Source organism: Streptomyces sp. HUAS 31 (assembly GCF_028198125.1).
Lineage (GTDB): Bacteria > Actinomycetota > Actinomycetes > Streptomycetales > Streptomycetaceae > Streptomyces > Streptomyces chartreusis.
Genome location: NZ_CP116353.1, coordinates 6,677,337 through 6,695,240 on the forward strand (window position 1 = coordinate 6,677,337; position 17,904 = coordinate 6,695,240).

A 17,904-nucleotide genomic window follows, 5' to 3' on the forward strand; every position below is an offset into this window, starting at 1 on the left:
TGCTCTTGAAGGGCTTTGAAGGGTGAGGGGAAGGGCTTTCCAACGCGGTGCCGTTGAAGGTCGATTTCGGGCATCGGGCCGCGTGGCGTGGGCACCGCCGGCTGTGAGAGGGACGGGAATGGAACCGACCGAGAGCGCCGCCCCGCACTCACGGTTGCGCCGGCTGGCCGGCGCATGGCGAGAGCGGGCGGTGCGGACCGCGGAGCGTTCGCGGGCGGAAAGAGTCGCGGGGGGCGCCGCGGGGGCGCGCACCGTGCCGGACGCCCGCACCACCGTACAGATCGGCGTCGAGCCCACCGCCGGGCCGGCGCACCCCGACCACGAACGCCACCTGTCCTGGCCCGCGCTGCCCGCGGCGGTCGTCGCGGCGGCCGGGTTCGTCCTGGGCGCCGGGTTCTACCGGGCGTTCACCGACCATCACGCCCTCTTCCCGTCGGGCACGGTCGGCTGGTCGCTGGCCGTGCTGACCGGCGTCATCGTCGGTCATCTGGTGGCCCTCGGCCGCGCCCGCTGGTGGGGTGGCACCGGCTCCGGCGCCGCCCTCACCCTCGCCGTGCTGATGCTCTACGGCTGGGTGCCCGCGGGCATGGTCAGCCTCACGGTGGTCGTCCTGGTCGGCGTGGCCCGCCGCAACCGCTGGCGCCAAGGTGTGCTGCACGGTGCGGCGGACATCCTCGGCATCGCCGCCGGCGCCCTGGTGCTGGCCGCCTTCGGCCGGGTGCCCACCGTCGAGAACCCCTGGAACCCGGACACCTGGACGCTCTACACCGCGCCCGGCGTGGTGCTCGTCGCCGCCGCCTACCTCGCTGTCACGCGCGTCCTGCTCTGGTACCTCCAGGCCCCGCGCGGCGGCCTGCCCACCGTGGAGCGCACCGCGCTGGTCCGGCAGGGCCTGGTCGCCGTCGCGCTGCTCGGCATCGCACCGCTGGTGTGTGTCGTCGCCATCGCCAAGCCGCTGCTGCTGCCGCTTTTCGCCATTCCGCTCGTCGCTCTCGACTCCACCCTGTGGATAGCCCGGGCCCGGGCGGAGGAGCAGTTGCGCGATCCGCTGACCGGGCTGCCCAATCGGCAGTGGCTGCTGGAACGCATCTGGACCGCACTGGACGACGCCGAGCGCATCGGCGCCCGGTCCGCTCTGATGCTGATCGACCTCGACCGGTTCCGATCGGTCAATGACACGCTCGGTCATCTCGCAGGTGACCGGCTGCTGTTGCAGATAGCGGACCGGCTGCGGCTGGCCCTGCCGCGCGGGGCGGAGGCCGCGCGGCTCGGCGGTGACGAGTTCGCCGTCTTACTGCCCGTCGCCGATTCCACGACGTCCGCGACCCGGGTCGCCCGCGGTCTTGTCACCGCCCTGAGCTCCCCGCTCGACCTCGACGGCCTCACCCTGGTCCTGGAGGCCAGCGCCGGCGTCGCGGTCTTCCCGGACCACGCCCTCGACGCCGAGGGCCTGCTGCGGCGCGCGGACGTGGCGATGTACCAGGCGAAGCGGGACCGTACCGGCGTCGAGGTCTACGAGTCCAAGCGCGACTCGAACACCCCCGACCGGCTCGGGCTGCTGGGCGATCTGCGCCGAGCCCTCGACGCGCACGAGGTCGAACTGCACTATCAGCCCAAGGTCCGCTTCGACGGCCAGGTGGCGGGCCTCGAGGCCCTGGTCCGGTGGGTGCACCCGGAGCGCGGGAAGGTGCCGCCGGACGAGTTCATAGCGATCGCCGAGTCGTCCGGCCTCATGCCGCATCTGACGGAGTACGTCCTTGAGACGGCGCTCGCTCAGGTCGCCCGCTGGCGGGCCCAGGGGCTGCATGTCCCCGTGGCGGTCAACGTCTCCCCGCGCGACGTGCACACCCCCGGCTTCGCGGGCTCCGTCGCCGCGCGGCTCGCCCGGCACGGTGTTCCGGCGGGAGCGCTCCAACTGGAGATAACGGAACACGTCCTGCTGGAGGACCCGCAGCGGGCCGCGGACACGCTGGCCGGACTGACCGGGCACGGCGTGAAGATGTCCCTGGACGACTTCGGCACGGGCTATTCGTCCCTCGTCCACCTCAGACGGCTGCCGGTGAGCGAGCTGAAGATCGACCGGTCGTTCGTGGCCCGGCTCGCGGTGGACAACGAGGACGCCGAGATCGTGCGCTGCACCGTCGATCTGGCGCACTCGCTGGGTCTGCTCGTGGTCGCCGAGGGGGTCGAGGACGACGAGACCTGGGAGCGGCTGCGCGACCTGCGCTGCGACGCCGTACAGGGCTGGCTGGTGGCCGCCGCGATGCCGCCGGAGGAGGCCACGGCATGGCTGCTTGCGCGCGGGTCGCGGGGCTGGCAGCGGCCGCGCGCGGCACTGCCGGCCGCCGAGTAGACCTCTCTCTGAGTGCCGCGAGGGTGGTGTGGCGGCTGCGGCGCCGTCGTGGCTCGTCGCGCCCACGCGGCGGTAGCCGCAAATGGACACAGCCCCGCGCCCCTTCAGGGCGCTGCCGTGAAGTGTCCGATCAGCAGGGCCAACCTCTGCTCATGAGCCTGCTCCGGAAGCCGTCCGCTGCGCATCAGCGTGACCAACCCATGTAGCCCTGCCCAATACGTCTCCGTCAGCACCCCCAGGTCCTCGCCCTCCCCGGCGATCGGCTCCACCGCCGCCGCGAGCTCCCCGAAGGCCCGCTTCAGCGGCTCCGGGGCCTCGTCCGTGGCGAACGGCAGGTCCACCCGGTACGTGAACATGGCGTCGTAGAGCGCCGGTCGGCGTCGGCCGAAGGACGTGTACGTCTCGCCCACCGCCGTCAGCGCCGCGCGGGTGCCCTTCGCCGCCGTACGGGCCGCGTGCAGTTCGTCCGCGAGGTCGGCGCAGCCCTGTACGGCCACCGCCGCCATGATCGCGTCCTTGCCCTTGAAGTGGCTGTAGAGGACGGGCTGGCTGTACTCGATCTCCGCCGCGAGGCGGCGGGTCGTCACCGCGTCCCAGCCCTCCGACTCCGCGAGTTCCCGTGCGGCCGTGACGATGAGCCGCTCCCGTTCCGCTCGTTCGCGCTCCTTGCGCGTCTGGATCGTCATGCCAGGAATTCTAGCAGTGCTAGCGCATCTGTCGATGCTCTGCTAGCTTCGCTCTTGTCCCTAGCAGTGCTAGCGAGGAGTCAAGTCATGACCGTGACCGCGTACACCCTGGCCGTCGTCCTCAACCTGTTCTGCCTGTTCCTCGGCTACCGGTTCCTGCTCCAGCCCGCCTCGGCCGCCACCGGCTACGGCGTCCCGGCCCGGCCGGAGGGCGACGCCGGCGCCTATCTCTCCGTCAAGGGCCTGCGGGACGGCACCTTCGGCGTGGTGGGACTGGCGCTGCTGTTCTTCGTCGGCGCCCGTGCCGAGGCCTGGTTCATGCTCGCCGTGGCACTCGTCCCGCTCTTCGACACACTGATAGTGCTGCGCAACGGCGGCACGAAGGCGACGGCCTTCGGGATCCACTTCGCCACGGCGGTCGTCGTCCTCATCAGTGCCGTCCTGCTGTTCCTCGTCTGAGCACGCCAACACCGATCTCGCACCGGGGGTTCGAGACATGTCGCTGTTCGTTCCGAAGTTCGACGAGTCCGTGATCGTCCGCGCGGCGGAGGCCGAGCTCGTCGGCCGGGCGCCCACCACCGTCCGGCTGCTGGCCGACAGCGGTCAGACCGGAGGGGCGCTGTCCACCCAGCGCGTCACGCTCACCGGCGGCGCGGACGGCGCCAAACCGCACCGGCACGACAACTCCGCCGAGATGTTCTTCCTGCTCGACGGCGCCGCCGAGATCCTCTCCGGCGACGACGTCGTCACCGCGGGCCCCGGCGACCTGGTCGTCGTGCCGCCCGGCAAACCGCACGCCTTCGCCGCCGTCCCGGGCGCCGACGCCGACCTGCTCATCGTCATCACACCGGGCGTAGAACGCTTCGAATACTTCCGCCACCTCCAGCGCATCGCCCTCGGCGAGGCCACCGTCGAGAGCCTGCTGGAGGTGCAGGACCGCTACGACAACCACTTCATGAAGAGCGAGGTCTGGGACGGGCGCCGCGGGTGACCACGACCGGGGCGGGGGAAACCGTTTCACGGCCATGGGTCCCCGCCCCATAGGATTGGCCCCAAACCACACGCACTCACCCCAGAGGATCGCTGCATGCCTGGCATCACGCGCGAGGAGGTCGCCCACCTCGCCCGGCTGGCGCGTCTGGAGCTGAAGCCCGAAGAGCTCGAGCACTTCGCGGGACAGCTGGACGACATCATCGGCGCGGTCGCACGCGTCAGTGAGGTCGCCGACCAAGACGTACCGCCGACCTCGCACCCGCTCCCGCTGACGAACGTCATGCGGGCGGACGAGGTCCGTCCGTCGCTCACCCCCGAGCAGGCGCTCTCCGGCGCCCCGGCCCAGGAGCAGCAGCGTTTCAAGGTGCCGCAGATCCTGGGGGAGGACTAATCGCCATGACGGACATCATCAAGCTCACGGCCGCCGAGACCGCCGAGAAGATCGCCTCCGGCGAGCTCACGGCCGTACAGGTCACCGAGGCCCACCTCGCCCGGATCGAGGCCGTCGACGAGAAGGTGCACGCCTTCCTGCACGTCGACCGCGAGGGCGCCCTCGCCCAGGCCCGTGCCGTGGACGACAAACGCGCCAAGGGCGAGAAGCTCGGCCCGCTGGCCGGCGTCCCGCTCGCGCTGAAGGACATCTTCACCACCGAGGGCATTCCGACGACCGTCGGTTCGAAGATCCTCGAGGGCTGGATCCCGCCGTACGACGCCACCCTCACCAAGCGCCTCAAGGCCGCCGACGTCGTCATCCTCGGCAAGACCAACATGGACGAGTTCGCCATGGGGTCGTCGACGGAGAACAGCGCCTACGGCCCGACCGGCAACCCGTGGGACCTCACCAAGATCCCCGGCGGCTCGGGCGGTGGCTCCTCCGCCGCGCTCGCCTCCTTCCAGGCCCCCCTCGCCATCGGCACCGACACCGGCGGCTCCATCCGCCAGCCGGCCTCCGTCACCGGCACGGTGGGCGTGAAGCCGACGTACGGCGCGGTCTCCCGCTTCGGCATGGTCGCCTTCTCCTCCTCCCTCGACCAGGGCGGCCCCTGCGCCCGTACGGTCCTGGACGCGGCCCTGCTGCACGAGGTCATCGCCGGGCACGACCCGCTCGACTCCACCTCCATCGACGCCCCGGTCCCGCCGGTCGTCGAGGCCGCCCGCAACGGCAGCGTCGCGGGCATGCGCGTCGGCGTGGTCAAGCAGTTCCGCGGTGAGGGCTACCAGGCCGGCGTCATCCAGCGCTTCGACGAGTCCGTCGAGGTGCTGAAGGAGCTGGGCGCCGAGATCGTCGAGCTGGACTGCCCGTCCTTCGACCTCGCCCTGTCGGCGTACTACCTGATCGCCCCGTCCGAGTGCTCCTCCAACCTCGCCCGCTTCGACGGCCTGCGCTACGGCCTGCGGACCGGCGACGACGGCACGCACTCCGCCGAGGAGGTCACCTCCCTCACCCGTGAGGCGGGCTTCGGCCCCGAGGTCAAGCGCCGCATCATGCTCGGCACGTACGCCCTGTCGAGCGGCTACTACGACGCGTACTACGGCAGCGCCCAGAAGGTGCGCACGCTCATCACGCGCGACTTCGAGAAGGCCTTCGAGCAGGTCGACGTGATCGTCTCCCCGACGACCCCGACCACCGCCTTCGCGATCGGCGAGCGTGCCGACGACCCGATGGCGATGTACCTCGCGGACCTGTGCACCATCCCGACCAACCTCGCGGGCAACGCGGCCATGTCGCTGCCGTGCGGTCTCGCCCCGGAGGACAACCTCCCCGTCGGTCTCCAGATCATCGCCCCGGCGTTGAAGGACGACCGTCTTTACAAGGTCGGGGCGGCCGTCGAGGCGGCCTTCGTGGAAAAGTGGGGGCACCCGCTCCTGGAGGAGGCACCGTCGCTGTGAGCAAGCTGTCGAAGGCCAAGGACTTCAAGAAGTCCAAGTCCGGTCTGTACCTGTCCATGGCCACCACCGCGTTCGGTGCGCTCAGCGTCGCCAAGCAGGCCAAGAAGGCCCGCACGGAGAGCGACACGCTGCGCCTGATCGACGCCGCCGTGTCCGCCGCCGCCATCGCCACCGGCCTCGCCATCCTCTACCGCGAGCTGAAGCGGCTGGGCGACGACGACGTCCTGCTCGGCTGAGAGGGAAGTTTCACCGTGACCACCACGACCGACCTGGTGTCGTACGAGGACGCTCTCGCGTCGTACGACCCCGTCATGGGCCTCGAGGTCCATGTCGAACTCGGCACCAAGACCAAGATGTTCTGCGGCTGTTCGACCGCCCTCGGTCAGGACGCCAACACGCAGACCTGCCCCACCTGCCTCGGCCTGCCCGGCGCGCTCCCGGTCGTCAACGCGACCGGCGTCGAGTCCGCGATCAAGATCGGTCTCGCGCTGAACTGCGAGATCGCCGAGTGGTGCCGCTTCGCCCGGAAGAACTACTTCTATCCGGACATGCCGAAGAACTTCCAGACCTCCCAGTACGACGAGCCGATCGCCTTCAACGGCTTCCTCGACGTGCAGCTGGAGGACGGCGAGACCTTCCGCGTGGAGATCGAGCGCGCCCACATGGAGGAGGACACCGGCAAGTCGACGCACGTCGGCGGAGCGACGGGCCGTATCCACGGCGCCTCGCACTCGCTGCTCGACTACAACCGCGCCGGCATCCCGCTCATCGAGATCGTCACCAAGCCGATCGAGGGCGCGGGCGAGCGTGCCCCCGAGGTGGCGAAGGCGTACGTCCGTGAGCTGCGCGAGCTCATCCGGGCGCTCGGTGTCTCCGAGGCCCGTATGGAGATGGGCCAGATGCGCTGCGACGTGAATCTGTCGCTGCGCCCGAACGGCACCGAGAAGTTCGGCACCCGCTCGGAGACGAAGAACGTCAACTCGCTGCGGTCCGTGGAGCGCGCGGCCCGCTTCGAGATCCAGCGGCACGCGGCCGTGCTGTCGTCCGGCGGCACGATCATCCAGGAGACCCGCCACTTCCACGAGGACACCGGGTCGACGACCTCGGGCCGCGTGAAGGAGGAGGCCGAGGACTACCGGTACTTCCCGGAGCCGGACCTGGTACCGGTCGCCCCGTCCCGCGCGTGGGTCGAGGAGATCCGCGCCGGTCTGCCCGAGCTGCCGCTGGTGCGCCGCAACCGCCTCCTCGCGGAGTGGGGCATCTCGGCCACCGAGATGCAGGCGATCCTCAACGCCGGTGCACTGGACCCGATCGTCGCCACGATCGAAGCCGGTGCCGACGCCGCCTCCGCCCGCAAGTGGTGGATGGGTGAACTGGCGCGCAGCGCCAACGAGTCGGGCAAGTCGCCGGACGAGCTGTCGATCACGCCGGTCGAGGTCGCCCGTGTCTCCGAGCTGGTCTCGAAGGGCGACCTGAACGACAAGCTGGCCCGTCAGGTCATCGAGGGTGTCCTCGCGGGCGAGGGCACCCCGGACGAGGTCGTCGACAAGCGCGGTCTGAAGGTCGTCTCCGACGAGGGCGCCCTGGGTGCCGCCGTCGACGAGGCCATCGCCGGCAACCCGGGCATCGCCGACAAGATCCGCTCCGGCAAGGTCGCCGCGGCCGGCGCCCTGGTCGGCGCGGTCATGAAGGCGACCCGGGGTCAGGCCGACGCGGCCCGCGTCAAGGAGCTGATCCTTCAGAAGCTGGGCGTCAGCGAGGGCTGACCCGGTAGCCGTACATCCCGAGGGGGACGCGTCGACCGTGATGCGTCCCCCTCGGCGCGTCATCCGACGCGGCGGCCCACCAGCCGTACGAAGCCCAGCGCGCGGCCCTCGTCACGCCGCACCATCTCGCCGACCCGGCGGGCCATCGTGCGGTGGAACTCCTCCGGGCTCTCCTCGGCGATCACCTCGCACCACAGCAGCCAGTCGCGCCAGCCGTCGTCCAGCCAGTCGGCGGCCTCGACCTCGACGGCCCCGCTGCGGGTCCAGTGGCGGCGCCACCAGTTCGCGGAGTGGAAGCACCAGTAGCCGGGCTCCCACCACGGCGCGAGGTGCTCCGGCGGTTCGAGGCCGTCCGGCTCCTCGCGCAGCGCGGGCACGACGACGCCGATCCGGCCGCCCGGCTTCAACAGCCGGGTGAGCGTGGGCAGATAGAGATCGTTCGTGCCGAAGTACTGATACGCATCGACGCTCACGATCGTGTCGAAGCTGCCCTCGGCGAACGGCAGGTCGTGTGCCTCGACGCGCACCGGCAGCACCCGGTCGGCGAAGCCGGCCTCCGCCACGCGCCGGGCGTTGTCGTCGGGAGCGATCCACAGGTCGGCGGCGGTGACCTGGGCGTCGTACTCCCTGGCCAGGAAGACGGAGGTCATCGCCCGGCCGCAGCCCAGGTCCAGGACACGGGCGCACGGGCGCAGGGTGTCCAGGCCGAGGGCGGGGGCCAGCCACTCCAGCAGCCAGAGGGCGTTGGGGCCCATCTGGTTCTCGACGACCCAGCGAGGGTCGTAGCTGTTACTGCGCGGGTAGCCGGGGTGGGTCAGCCGCTTGGCGAGATCCTCGTCCGAGGTCCTCGTGGTGATGTCTGGCATCGGTGAACGGGCTCCTTGAGTCCGGGGAAGCGGAAAGGGATACGGAGGAGCTCGGTCCGACGCTCAAACAATGCACCTGCCCAGGTCGGCGGCGGTGTGCCGCGAGATGGTCGACCTCCGGACGCTAGCAGCGGGCCGCACGGCCCCGCATCGGGTTTCCCGACGCGACGCGCTACGCTCGCCCGCCATGAGTGGACGCGGTGATTCCGAGATATCCGGGACGGGGGAGGAGCAGCACGCCGAGAGTGGCCAGGACGTCGAGGCCGTTGAGGACGTCGAGGACCTTGAGGACCTTGAGGACCCCGACGATCCGGAGTACGTGGCGCGGCGGGCCCGTTGGACGGCCGCCGGGAGCGGAGCGTTGCTGGCTCTCGCCGGGCTGGCCGCCGCGGTGCTGCGGGTCACGGGCTCGGCCCCGGCTCTCGTCCCGGTCGCCTATGCCTTCGGGGCCGGCTTCTGCGCGTTCGCCGCGTTCCTCGGCTCCCGGGGGCGCACCCGGCGGGCGCTGTGGGTGCTCGTGGCCGGAGTGATGGTGATGGCGTTCGGGGACCAGTTCGACTGATGTGACAGTCCCCACTCGGCAACGACAGAGTGGCCGTTACTGTCCTGTGATCTGCCTCCCACTCCTGTGAATAACCCCACGAACAGGGCAAACGATCTCCCCCGCCTGCGAGAGTTTGCTTCACATCGCTCATGCGTTCTTTGCGGGCCGTTCACTTTCTGAACAACTGTTCCCGGTCAAAGATCCATAAATCGCCCCCCGGGAGCACGTTCGTGGCAGCTCTAGCACGCTGGTGTGTCCAACGCCGCCTCGTCGCCGTACTGCTCTGGCTCCTTGCCTTCGGCGGGGTGACCGCGGCCGCCGCCGTGACGGGCACCGCGTACTCGAACGACTACGAGGTCCCGGGCACCGAGTCCGGCCGTGCCACCCAGCTCCTTCAGGACGGCTTCCCCGGCCTGGGCGGCGACAGCGACACCGTCGTCTGGCACACCCCGTCCGGCACCGTCCGCGCCACCGACGTCGAACAGACCATGACGCGGACCCTGGACGAGATCGCCGAACTGCCCGGCGTCGCGGCCGTCGGCAGCCCCTACGACAAGCCGGGTTCCGCCCAGATCAGCGAGGACGGGCACACGGCGTACGCCACCGTCACCTTCGACGACAGCGCCGAGAACATCGACCAGGGCGAGGCGCAGGCGGTCGTCGACGCGGCCAAGGACGCCGGGACCGACGGGCTCCAGGTGGAGCTGGGCGGCAGTGCCATCGGGCTCACCGAGTCGAGTGGCGGGCACATCGCGGAGATCGTCGGCGTGGCCGTCGCCGCGGTCGTGCTGTTCCTCGCCTTCGGCTCGCTCGCCGCCTCCCTGCTGCCCATCGCCACCGCCCTGGTCAGCGTCGGCACCGCCTACGCAGGCATCGCCCTCCTCGGGCACGCCATGACGGTGGCCGACTTCGCGCCGATGCTCGGGATGCTCATCGGGCTCGGTGTGGGCATCGACTACGCCCTGTTCATCGTCACCAGACACCGGCGCGGACTGAAACGCGGGCTGTCCGTCACCGAGTCGATCACGAACGCCGTGGCGACCACCGGGCGGGCGGTGGTGTTCGCGGGAGCGACGGTGTGCATAGCCCTCCTCGGGATGCTGATCCTCAGGCTGAGCTTCCTCAACGGCGTCGCGATCGCCGCCTCGCTGACCGTGGTCCTCACGGTCGCCGCCTCCGTGACCCTGCTGCCCGCCCTGCTGTCGTTCATCGGCATGCGCGCCCTCAGCCGCCGCGAGCGGCGCCGGCTGGCCGAGCACGGTCCCGAGCCCGAGGTGCCCACCGGGTTCGCCGCACGCTGGTCGGCGTTCGTGGAGCGCCACCCCAAGGCGCTCGGCGCCATCGCCCTCGCCGTCATCACGGTCCTCGCACTGCCCACCCTCGGGCTGCGCCTGGGCACCTCCGACCAGGGCAACGGCCCGCAGACCTCCACCACCCGCCAGGCCTACGACCTCCTCGCCGACGGCTTCGGACCCGGCGTGAACGGACCGCTCACCCTGGTCACCGACGTCGACGGCGGCGACGACAAGCTCGCCCTGGACAACCTCGACGCCGCTCTGCGCAACACGGACGGCGTCGCGTCGGTGACCCCGGTGACCTACAACGCCGGCGGCGACACCGCGTACCTCACCGTCGTACCCGAGTCCTCCCCGCAGTCGCAGCAGACCAGCGACCTCGTGGACCGGCTGCGCGGCGACGTCCTGCCCCGCGCGGAGACCGGCACCTCGCTCGATGTGCAGGTCGGCGGCATGACCGCCGGCTACGACGACTTCGCCGACGTGATCGTCGGCAAGCTGCCGCTGTTCGTCGGGGTCGTCATCGGCCTGGGCTGTCTGCTGCTCCTGCTCGCCTTCCGCTCGGTCGGCATCCCCCTGAAGGCCGCCGCGATGAACGTGGCCGCCGTAGCAGCCGCCTTCGGAGTGGTCGTCGCGATCTTCCAGTGGGGCTGGGGCAGCGAACTGCTGGGGCTGGGCCGCGCGGGCCCGATCGAACCGTTCCTCCCGGTGATCATGGTCTCGGTGCTCTTCGGCCTCTCCATGGACTACCAGGTCTTCCTGGTCAGCCGGATGTACGAGGAGTGGCTGGAGACCGGCGACAACCGGCGCGCGGTCCGGGTCGGCCTCGCCGAGACCAGCCGGGTGATCAACTCCGCCGCCGTCATCATGATCTCGGTCTTCCTCGCCTTCGTCCTCAGCGGCGACCGGGTGATCGCCATGTTCGGCATCGCGCTGGCCGCAGCCGTGGCCCTGGACGCCTTCGTCCTGCGCACGCTCCTCGTCCCCGCCCTCATGCACATGCTCGGCGGCGCCAACTGGTGGCTGCCGCGCTGGCTCGACCGGCGCATGCCCCGCATCAGCATCGAGCCGCCCGAGTCCCGCGCAGCCCATGAGAGGCTGGCCGCCGCGACGGACGCCGAGGTGGCGGACGTGCTGGCCGAGGAGGAGCGACAGCGGGATGTACGCGATATCGCTGGGTGACGACGGAGCCGAACTGCGCCCGCTCGAGCCCTGGCACGCCGAGGAGTTCCTGGCCCACCTGGAGCGTGGCCGGGAGTTCATCAACCAGTACATCCCCTTCGGGGCGCAGGCCACGGACGTGGACTCCGCACGCGAGGCGCTCCAGCGCTACGCCGACATGCGCGCCGCCGACACCGGATCACTGCACGGCCTGTGGCTGGACGGGAAGCTGGTCGGCGGGGTGCTGTTCCTGAACTTCGACGCCGCGAACGCCAACTGCGAGGTCGGCTGCTGGCTGGAACCCGCCGGCACCGGACGCGGGCTCGTCACCCGCGCGATGCACGTGCTCATCGACTTCGCGATCGAGCGGCGCGGCATCCACCGCGTCGAGTGGATCGCCGCCGCCGGGAACACGCCGAGTCTGAACGTGGCACGACGGCTCGGCCTGACCCGTGAGGGCGTGCGCAGGGAGAGCTACCCCTATCGTGGGGTGCGGCACGACCTCGAGGTGTGGTCGATTCTGGCCCCCGAGTGGCGTGAGGCACGCGCGCGTGCCGCTCACAAGGATCATTAAGAAAGCTCTCAGACAGCGTCCGTACGGTGCGAGGCATGGGAACGAAGACAGTGGACGAGACCGGGGCCGAGACGGGCACCGACGCGAAGACCGACGAGGAGAAGGTGGACGTCACCAAGACGGCCGACGCCACCGACTCCACCGCTGCCGACGAGGCGGCGGAGACCGAAGAGACCGATGAGGAGGTGGCCGCCGAGGCGACGGAAGCGGCCCCCGCCGCTGTCGGCCAGGGCGCCGGAGCGGTCGTCTCCGCGGCGCTCGGCCTCGTCTCCCTGACCGGCGGATGGATCGGGACGGTCGCCGCCGCGCGCGAGACCCTCATCGGCCAGCTGGAGACCGCCTCCAACGCGAGCGTGTCCCAGCAGATCAAGGAGGTCTACGGCGACGCCTGGCAGACCTCCGCGCTGTGGGCCGGCGTGTTCGCGCTGGCCGCGCTGATCGTCGGCGTCGTGGTGCTGGCCCGTCCCGCTTTCGGGGCGCCCGGCAAGCCGCAGGCCGTGTGGATCAAGTCGGTCGCCTGGGGCGGTGTCGCACTCGGCGTCATCGGCCTCCTGCTGGCCGTCCTCAAGTACACCGACGCACTGCTCGGCCTGCCCTCAGCAGGCTGAGTCACCGCAGGTCCGAAGGGGCCTCAGAGCCGCCGTAAGCACCTTAGACGGCGCCCTGAGGCCCCTTACGCATATCTGAGGCCCCCACGGCGGGCCAAGATGCGGAACTCTCCCGATGTGGCGGACCCCCCTGGGAGAGGAAGGTTGAGGCATCGCGGAAAGCGACGCAAGAAACCACCTCTCACCAGGGAAAACGAGGAATCGACCATGTACGGGTACGAACTCCACCACATCCGTTCCGCCGAACTGATCCGCCGGGCCGAGCACGAGCGCCTGGTCCGCGAGGTGGTCCGTGGCCGCCGCGCGGCCCGCCGCCAGGAACGCGCGACCCGCGCCGCCGCGGAGTCGGAGTCCGATACGTCCAGCCTCCGCAGGCACCGGCCTCCACGCGCCGCGTGACGGCCGGTGCCGGGCAGCCGGATCCGACACTTCCGACGTCCGGCCCGACCTTGGGCCCGACGCCGGGCCCGACCCTGAGCCCGACGCCGGGCCCGGCGAAAACCGGTGCCCTCCTGTCGGTGCCGCGTGCGATGCTCGCCCCCGTGGAGAGCAGGTCCGTAAGTCCCGTGTTCGTCGGCCGTACGGCCGAGTTGGAGACCCTGAACGACGCGCTCGCCCGTGCTGCCGCGGGCGAGCCGCAGGCATGGGTGCTCGGCGGTGAGGCGGGGGTCGGCAAGACCCGGCTCGTCGAGGAGTTCGCGTCCGCCGCCGCCCGCGAGGGCGCCGTCGTCGTGCTCGGCGGCTGCGTCGAGATCGGCGCCGACGGCCTGCCGTTCGCCCCGTTCTCCACCGCGCTGCGCGCCCTGCGCCGCGAACTGCCCGACGAACTGGCCGCCGCGGCCGCCGGGCAGGAAGAAGAACTGGCCAGACTGCTCCCCGAACTGGGCGAGAGCACCCCCTCCGGCGGACCCGACCGCTCCGACGAGGAGGGCATGGCCCGCCTCTTCGAACTCACCGCCCGCCTCCTGGAACGCGTCGCCGCGGGCCGCACGGTCGTCGTGGCCCTGGAGGACCTGCACTGGGCCGACGCCTCCACCCGCCACCTCCTCGCCTACCTCTTCCGCACCCTGCGCACCGGCCGCCTGATCGTCCTCGCCACCTACCGCTCCGACGACATCCACCGCCGCCACCCGCTGCGCCCCCTCCTCGCCGAACTCGACCGGCTGCGCACCGTCCGCCGGATCGAACTCGGCCGCTTCAACCGTGCCGAGGTCGGCCGCCAGATCGCCGGCATCCTGGCCTGTGAACCCGACCCGGCCCAGGTCGACGAGATCTTCGAACGCTCCGACGGCAACGCCTTCTTCGTCGAGGAACTCGCCGTCGCCGCCCACGAGGGCAGCTGCACCGGCCTCACCGACTCCCTGCGCGACCTGCTCCTGGTCCGCGTCGAGAGGCTGCCCGAGAGCGCCCAGCGGGTCGCCCGGATCGTCGCCGAGGGCGGCTCCACCGTCGAGTACCGGCTGCTGGCGGCCGTCGCCCAGCTCGCCGAGGACGACCTCATCGAGGCGCTGCGGGCCGCCGTCGGCGCCAACATCCTCATCGCCGCGCCCGGCGACGACGGCTACCGCTTCCGGCACTCCCTGGTCCGCGAGGCCGTCGGCGACGACCTGCTGCCCGGCGAACGCTCCCGCCTCAACCGCCGCTACGCCGAGGCCCTGGAGGCCGACCCGACGCTCGTCCCGGCCGGCGAGCGCGTCATGCGGCTGGCCAGCTACTGGTACCACGCCCACGACCCCGCCAAGGCCCTCCCCGCCGTCCTCGACGCCTCCGTCACCGCCCGCCGCCGGCACGCCCACTCCGAGCAACTGCGGCTGCTGGAACGCGCGATGGAGCTCTGGGACTCCGCCCCCGAGGACACCCGCGCCACGCTGCGCCCCGTCGACTACACCGAGGTCTACCCTCCCTGCGGCTGCGACCCCGCCACCACCCCGCTGCGCTACCTGGACCTGATGGCCGAGGCCGCCGTCGCCGGCCGGCGCTGCGGGGAACGCGAACGCGCCCTGAAGATCACCAAGCGGGCCCTGCACCTGCTGGAGGACGACGGCGAGCCCCTGCGCGCAGCCTGGTTCTGGGTCCAGCGCTCCCGCCTGATGCAGGCCATGGCTCGCGGCGACGGCTGGAAGGAGCTCGGCACCGCCCAGGAGCTGGTGCGCGGCCTGCCGCCGTCCGAGGTGCACGCCGAGGTGCTGGCCACCGCGGCCAACTGGTCGATGCTGCGCGCCCCCGGCCCCGACGCCATGTCGGCCGCCGAGCGCGCCGTCGAGTACGCCCGCATGGTGGGTGCCGAGGACATCGAACTCAACGCGCGTCTCACCCTCGGCGGCCTCATGGTCGACGCCGGTGAGATCGATGCCGGACTGGCCCAGATGCACGAGGTCAAGAAGCAGGTACTGACCCGTGGCCTCACCACGGTCGTGGGCCGCAGCCATGTGAACCTCCCTTCCGCCCTCGAAGCCATCGGCCGTTCGCAGGAGGCCGTCGCCATCCTGCGCGAGGGCCTGCGCCTCACCCAGGAGTGGGGCCTGCGCGACTCCGAGGCCTGGATGTGGACGAACCTCGCCGAGTCGCTGATCTCCCTGGGCCAGTGGGACGAGGCCGCCGAGGCCGCGGTGAACGCCCAGCGCACGGGACAGTCCGCCAAGCCGCACGGCGGCGCCTCCAACCGCCTCGCCCAACTCGCCCTCGCCCGCGGGGAGACAGCCGAGGCCGCCCGCCATCTCGCCGCCGCCCGTGCCTCCTACGGCACCCACGACCCCATGCCCCAGAACAACCTGCCGATGTCCCTCCTCGCCCTCGGCACGGCCGCCGCCGAAGGCCGCCTCCTGGACGCTCGCGCGGAGGCCGACCGGGCTCTGGACGCCGGCTTCCCGCCCGGCACGCACCGCTACGCCTGGCCGGTCCTGCTGGCCGCCGCCGTCGCCGAGTCCGACGCCCGCGCCCAAGCGCTGCCCACCGCACAGGAGGGCCGCGCCGCCTTCCTGCAACGCCTCTTCGAGGCCGTCCGCAAACTCACCACCGGCGCCCCCGTATGGCTGGCGTACGAGAAGTGGACCCGGGCCGAACTCGACCGGGCCGACGGCCGCACCAGCACCGACATCTGGTCCGACGTGGTCACCGCCTTCGAGGCCCTGGAACGCCCCTACGACCTCGCCCAGGTCCGCCACCGCCTGGCCGAGTGCCTGCTCGCCGTCGGCGGCGACGACGAACGCGCCCGCGCCACCGAACTGCTCCGCCTCACCCGGGCCACCGCCACCCACCTCGGCGCCCGCCCGCTCGCCGACGCCGCGGCCCACCTGGCCCAGCGGGCCCGCCTCAGCCTGACCGCGGCCCCGCACCTGCCCACGGCCGACCCCGCCGACTCCCTCGGCCTCACCACGCGCGAACGGGACGTCCTGCGCCTGGTCTCCGCCGGCCGCACCAACCGCCAGATCGCCGAGGAACTCTTCATCTCCCCGAAGACGGCCAGCGTCCATGTGTCGAACATCCTCGGCAAGCTCGGCGTCTCGGGGAGGGGCGAGGCCGCCGCCGTGGCCCACCGGCTGGGGCTGTTTCCGGCCGAGACACTCACCTCGGGGATGAGCGGCTGAGGCATACGCTGTAAGGGACGTCGACTCCGGGAGGCTCCGTGTTCAACGCGTTCGAGGAACTCTTCGCCCCCGGCCGCAAGCACACCCGCGACGAACAGAACCGCCTCGAACTGACCCGCGAGGACGTCGGCGACAACGACCCCGGACGCGGTCCGATAGACCTCGCCTCCGGGAAGGTCGTCGTGCGACCGCCCGAGCCGCCGCCCGAGGGGGACGAGGCCGACGGAGCCAGAGGGGACGAGGCCGGCGGGGCCGAGGGCACAGAGGGAGCCGAAGGCAAGGCGTAGCCAGGAATCGGCGCCGCTCAGGTCACCTGGAGCTCCAGGATCCGGTCGTCCCCGTCCTTCGGGTCGCCCCGCCCGTCCGTGTTGCTGGTCACCAGCCACAGCTTGTCGCCGCCCGCCGCGACGACCGTCCGCAGCCGGCCGTACTCACCCTCCAGGAAGGCCTGTGGATCCGCCGAGGCCTCCGTGCCGTTCAGGGGGATGCGCCACAGGCGCTGGCCCTTCAGGCCGGCCATCCAGACCGAGCCCTCGGCGTAGGCGATACCGCTGGGGGAGGCGTCGTCGGTGCCCCACTGGGCCAGGGGGCTGTGGAACTCGCTGTCGTCCGACTTGCCCTCGGCCTCCGGCCAGCCGTAGTTGTCGCCCGGCTTGATCGCGTTCAGCTCGTCCCAGGTGTCCTGGCCGAACTCGGAGGCGAACAGACGCTGCTTGGAGTCCCAGGCCAGGCCCTGCACATTGCGGTGGCCGTAGGAGTACACGGGGGAGTCGGGGAAGGGGTTGCCCGGCGCCGGCTCGCCCTCCGGTGTCAGCCGCAGGATCTTGCCGCCCAGGGACTTCTTGTCCTGGGACAGGCCCGTGTCACCGCTCTCGCCCGTGCCCGCGTACAGCATCTTGTCCGGGCCGAAGGCGATTCTGCCGCCGTTGTGGATGTAGCCCTTGGGGGTGCCCTTGAAGATCGTGTCGGGTGCGCCCAGCTGATCGCCGGCCGCCCGCTGCTCGTCGTACACCATGCGGACGATGCGGTTGTCCGAGGCGGAGGTGAAGTACGCGTAGATCATGTGGTCGGAGGCGTAGTCCGGGGACAGCGCCAGGCCCATCAGGCCACCCTCCCCGGCCGGGGAGACTCCTGGGACCTCGCCCAGCTCGGTCTTCTTGCCGGTCTCGCCGTCGACACGGGTGATCGTCGCGTCGTCGCGGGAGGAGACGAACAGGTCGCCGTCGGGGAGCGGGGCCAGGCCCCAGGGCGTGTTCAGGCCCTCGGTGACCGTGCGCACCACCTTCACCGTGCCCTTCGCCGGTGGGGTCTCGGCCGACTGACGGGTGGGCGGGGCCGTGGTCCCGCTCGGCGCCCGGTCTCCGCCCTTGTCCGGCGAGGCCCCGTCGCCGGAGGAGCAGCCGGCCGTCAGCAGGAGTGCGGCCGCGGCCAATACGGCCGACACAGCTCGACGTTGCACGATCACGGTCCCTTCGATGCGGCGGGTTCTACTGTTCTTACACCGCTCGCGCCTCAGAGGTTCCCGATCCACGAACCTCGCACCGGCGCCGCCCCGGCCGTCGCGTGCCGGGGCCGTGGAAC

At 71.4% G+C, this 17,904-nt stretch carries 17 protein-coding genes; 14 read left to right on the plus strand and 3 right to left on the minus strand.

Features of this window, described 5'->3' with window-relative positions:
• The first annotated feature begins 118 nt into the window (after nt 1-118).
• On the plus strand, nt 119-2,353 hold the full coding sequence (locus PGH47_RS29865) for a putative bifunctional diguanylate cyclase/phosphodiesterase (protein ID WP_271665953.1): 2,235 nt from the start codon (nt 119-121) through the stop codon (nt 2,351-2,353).
• 104 nt (nt 2,354-2,457) lie between these two features.
• Here PGH47_RS29865 and PGH47_RS29870 read toward each other — a convergent pair whose 3' ends face one another.
• Nucleotides 2,458-3,039, minus strand: a complete 582-nt coding sequence (locus PGH47_RS29870) for a TetR/AcrR family transcriptional regulator (RefSeq protein ID WP_271665954.1) — start codon at nt 3,037-3,039, stop codon at nt 2,458-2,460.
• Nucleotides 3,040-3,126: 87 nt separating this feature from the next.
• Between PGH47_RS29870 and PGH47_RS29875 the strand changes: the two genes are divergently transcribed.
• The 6 genes from PGH47_RS29875 to gatB all read left to right on the plus strand — a co-directional run bounded on the left by PGH47_RS29875 (nt 3,127) and on the right by gatB (nt 7,688).
• Nucleotides 3,127-3,498, plus strand: a complete 372-nt coding sequence (locus PGH47_RS29875) for a DUF4267 domain-containing protein (RefSeq protein ID WP_271665955.1) — start codon at nt 3,127-3,129, stop codon at nt 3,496-3,498.
• Nucleotides 3,499-3,535: 37 nt separating this feature from the next.
• Nucleotides 3,536-4,030, plus strand: coding sequence for a cupin domain-containing protein (locus PGH47_RS29880; RefSeq protein WP_271665956.1), 495 nt, complete (start codon nt 3,536-3,538; stop codon nt 4,028-4,030).
• 96 nt (nt 4,031-4,126) lie between these two features.
• Nucleotides 4,127-4,423, plus strand: a complete 297-nt coding sequence (gene gatC / locus PGH47_RS29885; protein ID WP_007384860.1) for an Asp-tRNA(Asn)/Glu-tRNA(Gln) amidotransferase subunit GatC — start codon at nt 4,127-4,129, stop codon at nt 4,421-4,423.
• Between the two features lie 5 nt (nt 4,424-4,428).
• Nucleotides 4,429-5,922 carry an Asp-tRNA(Asn)/Glu-tRNA(Gln) amidotransferase subunit GatA gene (gene gatA, locus PGH47_RS29890; RefSeq protein WP_269641752.1) on the plus strand — a complete coding sequence of 498 codons (1,494 nt, stop codon included), beginning with the start codon at nt 4,429-4,431 and terminating at the stop codon, nt 5,920-5,922.
• The gene (locus PGH47_RS29895; protein ID WP_126899122.1) at nt 5,919-6,158 is read left to right on the plus strand and encodes a hypothetical protein; all 240 of its coding nucleotides are present in this window, start codon (nt 5,919-5,921) and stop codon (nt 6,156-6,158) included. Before gatA ends, PGH47_RS29895 begins: the two co-directional genes overlap by 4 nt.
• Before the next feature lie 15 nt (nt 6,159-6,173).
• A complete protein-coding gene (gene gatB / locus PGH47_RS29900; RefSeq protein WP_271665957.1) occupies nt 6,174-7,688 on the plus strand; it encodes an Asp-tRNA(Asn)/Glu-tRNA(Gln) amidotransferase subunit GatB in 1,515 nt (504 codons plus the stop codon).
• A 59-nt stretch (nt 7,689-7,747) separates the two neighbouring features.
• Here the strand turns inward: gatB and PGH47_RS29905 are convergent, their stop codons facing one another.
• Nucleotides 7,748-8,554, minus strand: coding sequence for an SAM-dependent methyltransferase (locus PGH47_RS29905; RefSeq protein WP_271665958.1), 807 nt, complete (start codon nt 8,552-8,554; stop codon nt 7,748-7,750).
• A gap of 187 nt (nt 8,555-8,741) precedes the next feature.
• Between PGH47_RS29905 and PGH47_RS29910 the strand changes: the two genes are divergently transcribed.
• The 7 genes from PGH47_RS29910 to PGH47_RS29940 all read left to right on the plus strand — a co-directional run bounded on the left by PGH47_RS29910 (nt 8,742) and on the right by PGH47_RS29940 (nt 16,610).
• Nucleotides 8,742-9,116 (plus strand): hypothetical protein, encoded by a 375-nt coding sequence (locus PGH47_RS29910; RefSeq protein WP_271665959.1) that lies wholly within the window; start codon nt 8,742-8,744, stop codon nt 9,114-9,116.
• A gap of 212 nt (nt 9,117-9,328) precedes the next feature.
• Nucleotides 9,329-11,575, plus strand: a complete 2,247-nt coding sequence (locus PGH47_RS29915) for an MMPL family transporter (RefSeq protein ID WP_271665960.1) — start codon at nt 9,329-9,331, stop codon at nt 11,573-11,575.
• Nucleotides 11,553-12,128, plus strand: a complete 576-nt coding sequence (locus PGH47_RS29920) for a GNAT family N-acetyltransferase (protein WP_271665961.1) — start codon at nt 11,553-11,555, stop codon at nt 12,126-12,128. The genes PGH47_RS29915 and PGH47_RS29920 overlap by 23 nt, the downstream gene beginning before the upstream one ends.
• Before the next feature lie 35 nt (nt 12,129-12,163).
• Nucleotides 12,164-12,736, plus strand: coding sequence for a hypothetical protein (locus PGH47_RS29925; RefSeq protein WP_271665962.1), 573 nt, complete (start codon nt 12,164-12,166; stop codon nt 12,734-12,736).
• Nucleotides 12,737-12,943: 207 nt separating this feature from the next.
• Nucleotides 12,944-13,135 (plus strand): hypothetical protein, encoded by a 192-nt coding sequence (locus PGH47_RS29930; RefSeq protein WP_271665963.1) that lies wholly within the window; start codon nt 12,944-12,946, stop codon nt 13,133-13,135.
• Nucleotides 13,136-13,266: 131 nt separating this feature from the next.
• A complete protein-coding gene (locus tag PGH47_RS29935) occupies nt 13,267-16,323 on the plus strand; it encodes a helix-turn-helix transcriptional regulator (RefSeq protein ID WP_271668185.1) in 3,057 nt (1,018 codons plus the stop codon).
• Nucleotides 16,324-16,361: 38 nt separating this feature from the next.
• Nucleotides 16,362-16,610 carry a DUF6191 domain-containing protein gene (locus PGH47_RS29940; RefSeq protein WP_271665964.1) on the plus strand — a complete coding sequence of 83 codons (249 nt, stop codon included), beginning with the start codon at nt 16,362-16,364 and terminating at the stop codon, nt 16,608-16,610.
• 17 nt (nt 16,611-16,627) lie between these two features.
• Here the strand turns inward: PGH47_RS29940 and PGH47_RS29945 are convergent, their stop codons facing one another.
• Complete coding sequence (locus PGH47_RS29945; RefSeq protein ID WP_271665965.1) at nt 16,628-17,767, minus strand: PQQ-dependent sugar dehydrogenase; 1,140 nt, start codon at nt 17,765-17,767, stop codon at nt 16,628-16,630.
• Nucleotides 17,768-17,904: the final 137 nt, after the last annotated feature.

Excerpts from the sequence above, each read along its gene's own strand:
- PGH47_RS29870 (WP_271665954.1), bottom strand. The coding sequence starts at position 3,039 with ATGACGATCCAGACGCGCAAGGAGCGCGAACGAGCGGAACGGGAGCGG.
- gatA (WP_269641752.1), top strand. The coding sequence starts at position 4,429 with ATGACGGACATCATCAAGCTCACGGCCGCCGAGACCGCCGAGAAGATC.
- PGH47_RS29875 (WP_271665955.1), top strand. The coding sequence starts at position 3,127 with ATGACCGTGACCGCGTACACCCTGGCCGTCGTCCTCAACCTGTTCTGC.
- PGH47_RS29880 (WP_271665956.1), top strand. The coding sequence starts at position 3,536 with ATGTCGCTGTTCGTTCCGAAGTTCGACGAGTCCGTGATCGTCCGCGCG.
- PGH47_RS29935 (WP_271668185.1), top strand. The coding sequence starts at position 13,267 with ATGCTCGCCCCCGTGGAGAGCAGGTCCGTAAGTCCCGTGTTCGTCGGC.
- PGH47_RS29865 (WP_271665953.1), top strand. The coding sequence starts at position 119 with ATGGAACCGACCGAGAGCGCCGCCCCGCACTCACGGTTGCGCCGGCTG.
- gatC (WP_007384860.1), top strand. The coding sequence starts at position 4,127 with ATGCCTGGCATCACGCGCGAGGAGGTCGCCCACCTCGCCCGGCTGGCG.
- PGH47_RS29930 (WP_271665963.1), top strand. The coding sequence starts at position 12,944 with ATGTACGGGTACGAACTCCACCACATCCGTTCCGCCGAACTGATCCGC.
- PGH47_RS29925 (WP_271665962.1), top strand. The coding sequence starts at position 12,164 with ATGGGAACGAAGACAGTGGACGAGACCGGGGCCGAGACGGGCACCGAC.
- PGH47_RS29920 (WP_271665961.1), top strand. The coding sequence starts at position 11,553 with ATGTACGCGATATCGCTGGGTGACGACGGAGCCGAACTGCGCCCGCTC.
- PGH47_RS29910 (WP_271665959.1), top strand. The coding sequence starts at position 8,742 with ATGAGTGGACGCGGTGATTCCGAGATATCCGGGACGGGGGAGGAGCAG.
- PGH47_RS29905 (WP_271665958.1), bottom strand. The coding sequence starts at position 8,554 with ATGCCAGACATCACCACGAGGACCTCGGACGAGGATCTCGCCAAGCGG.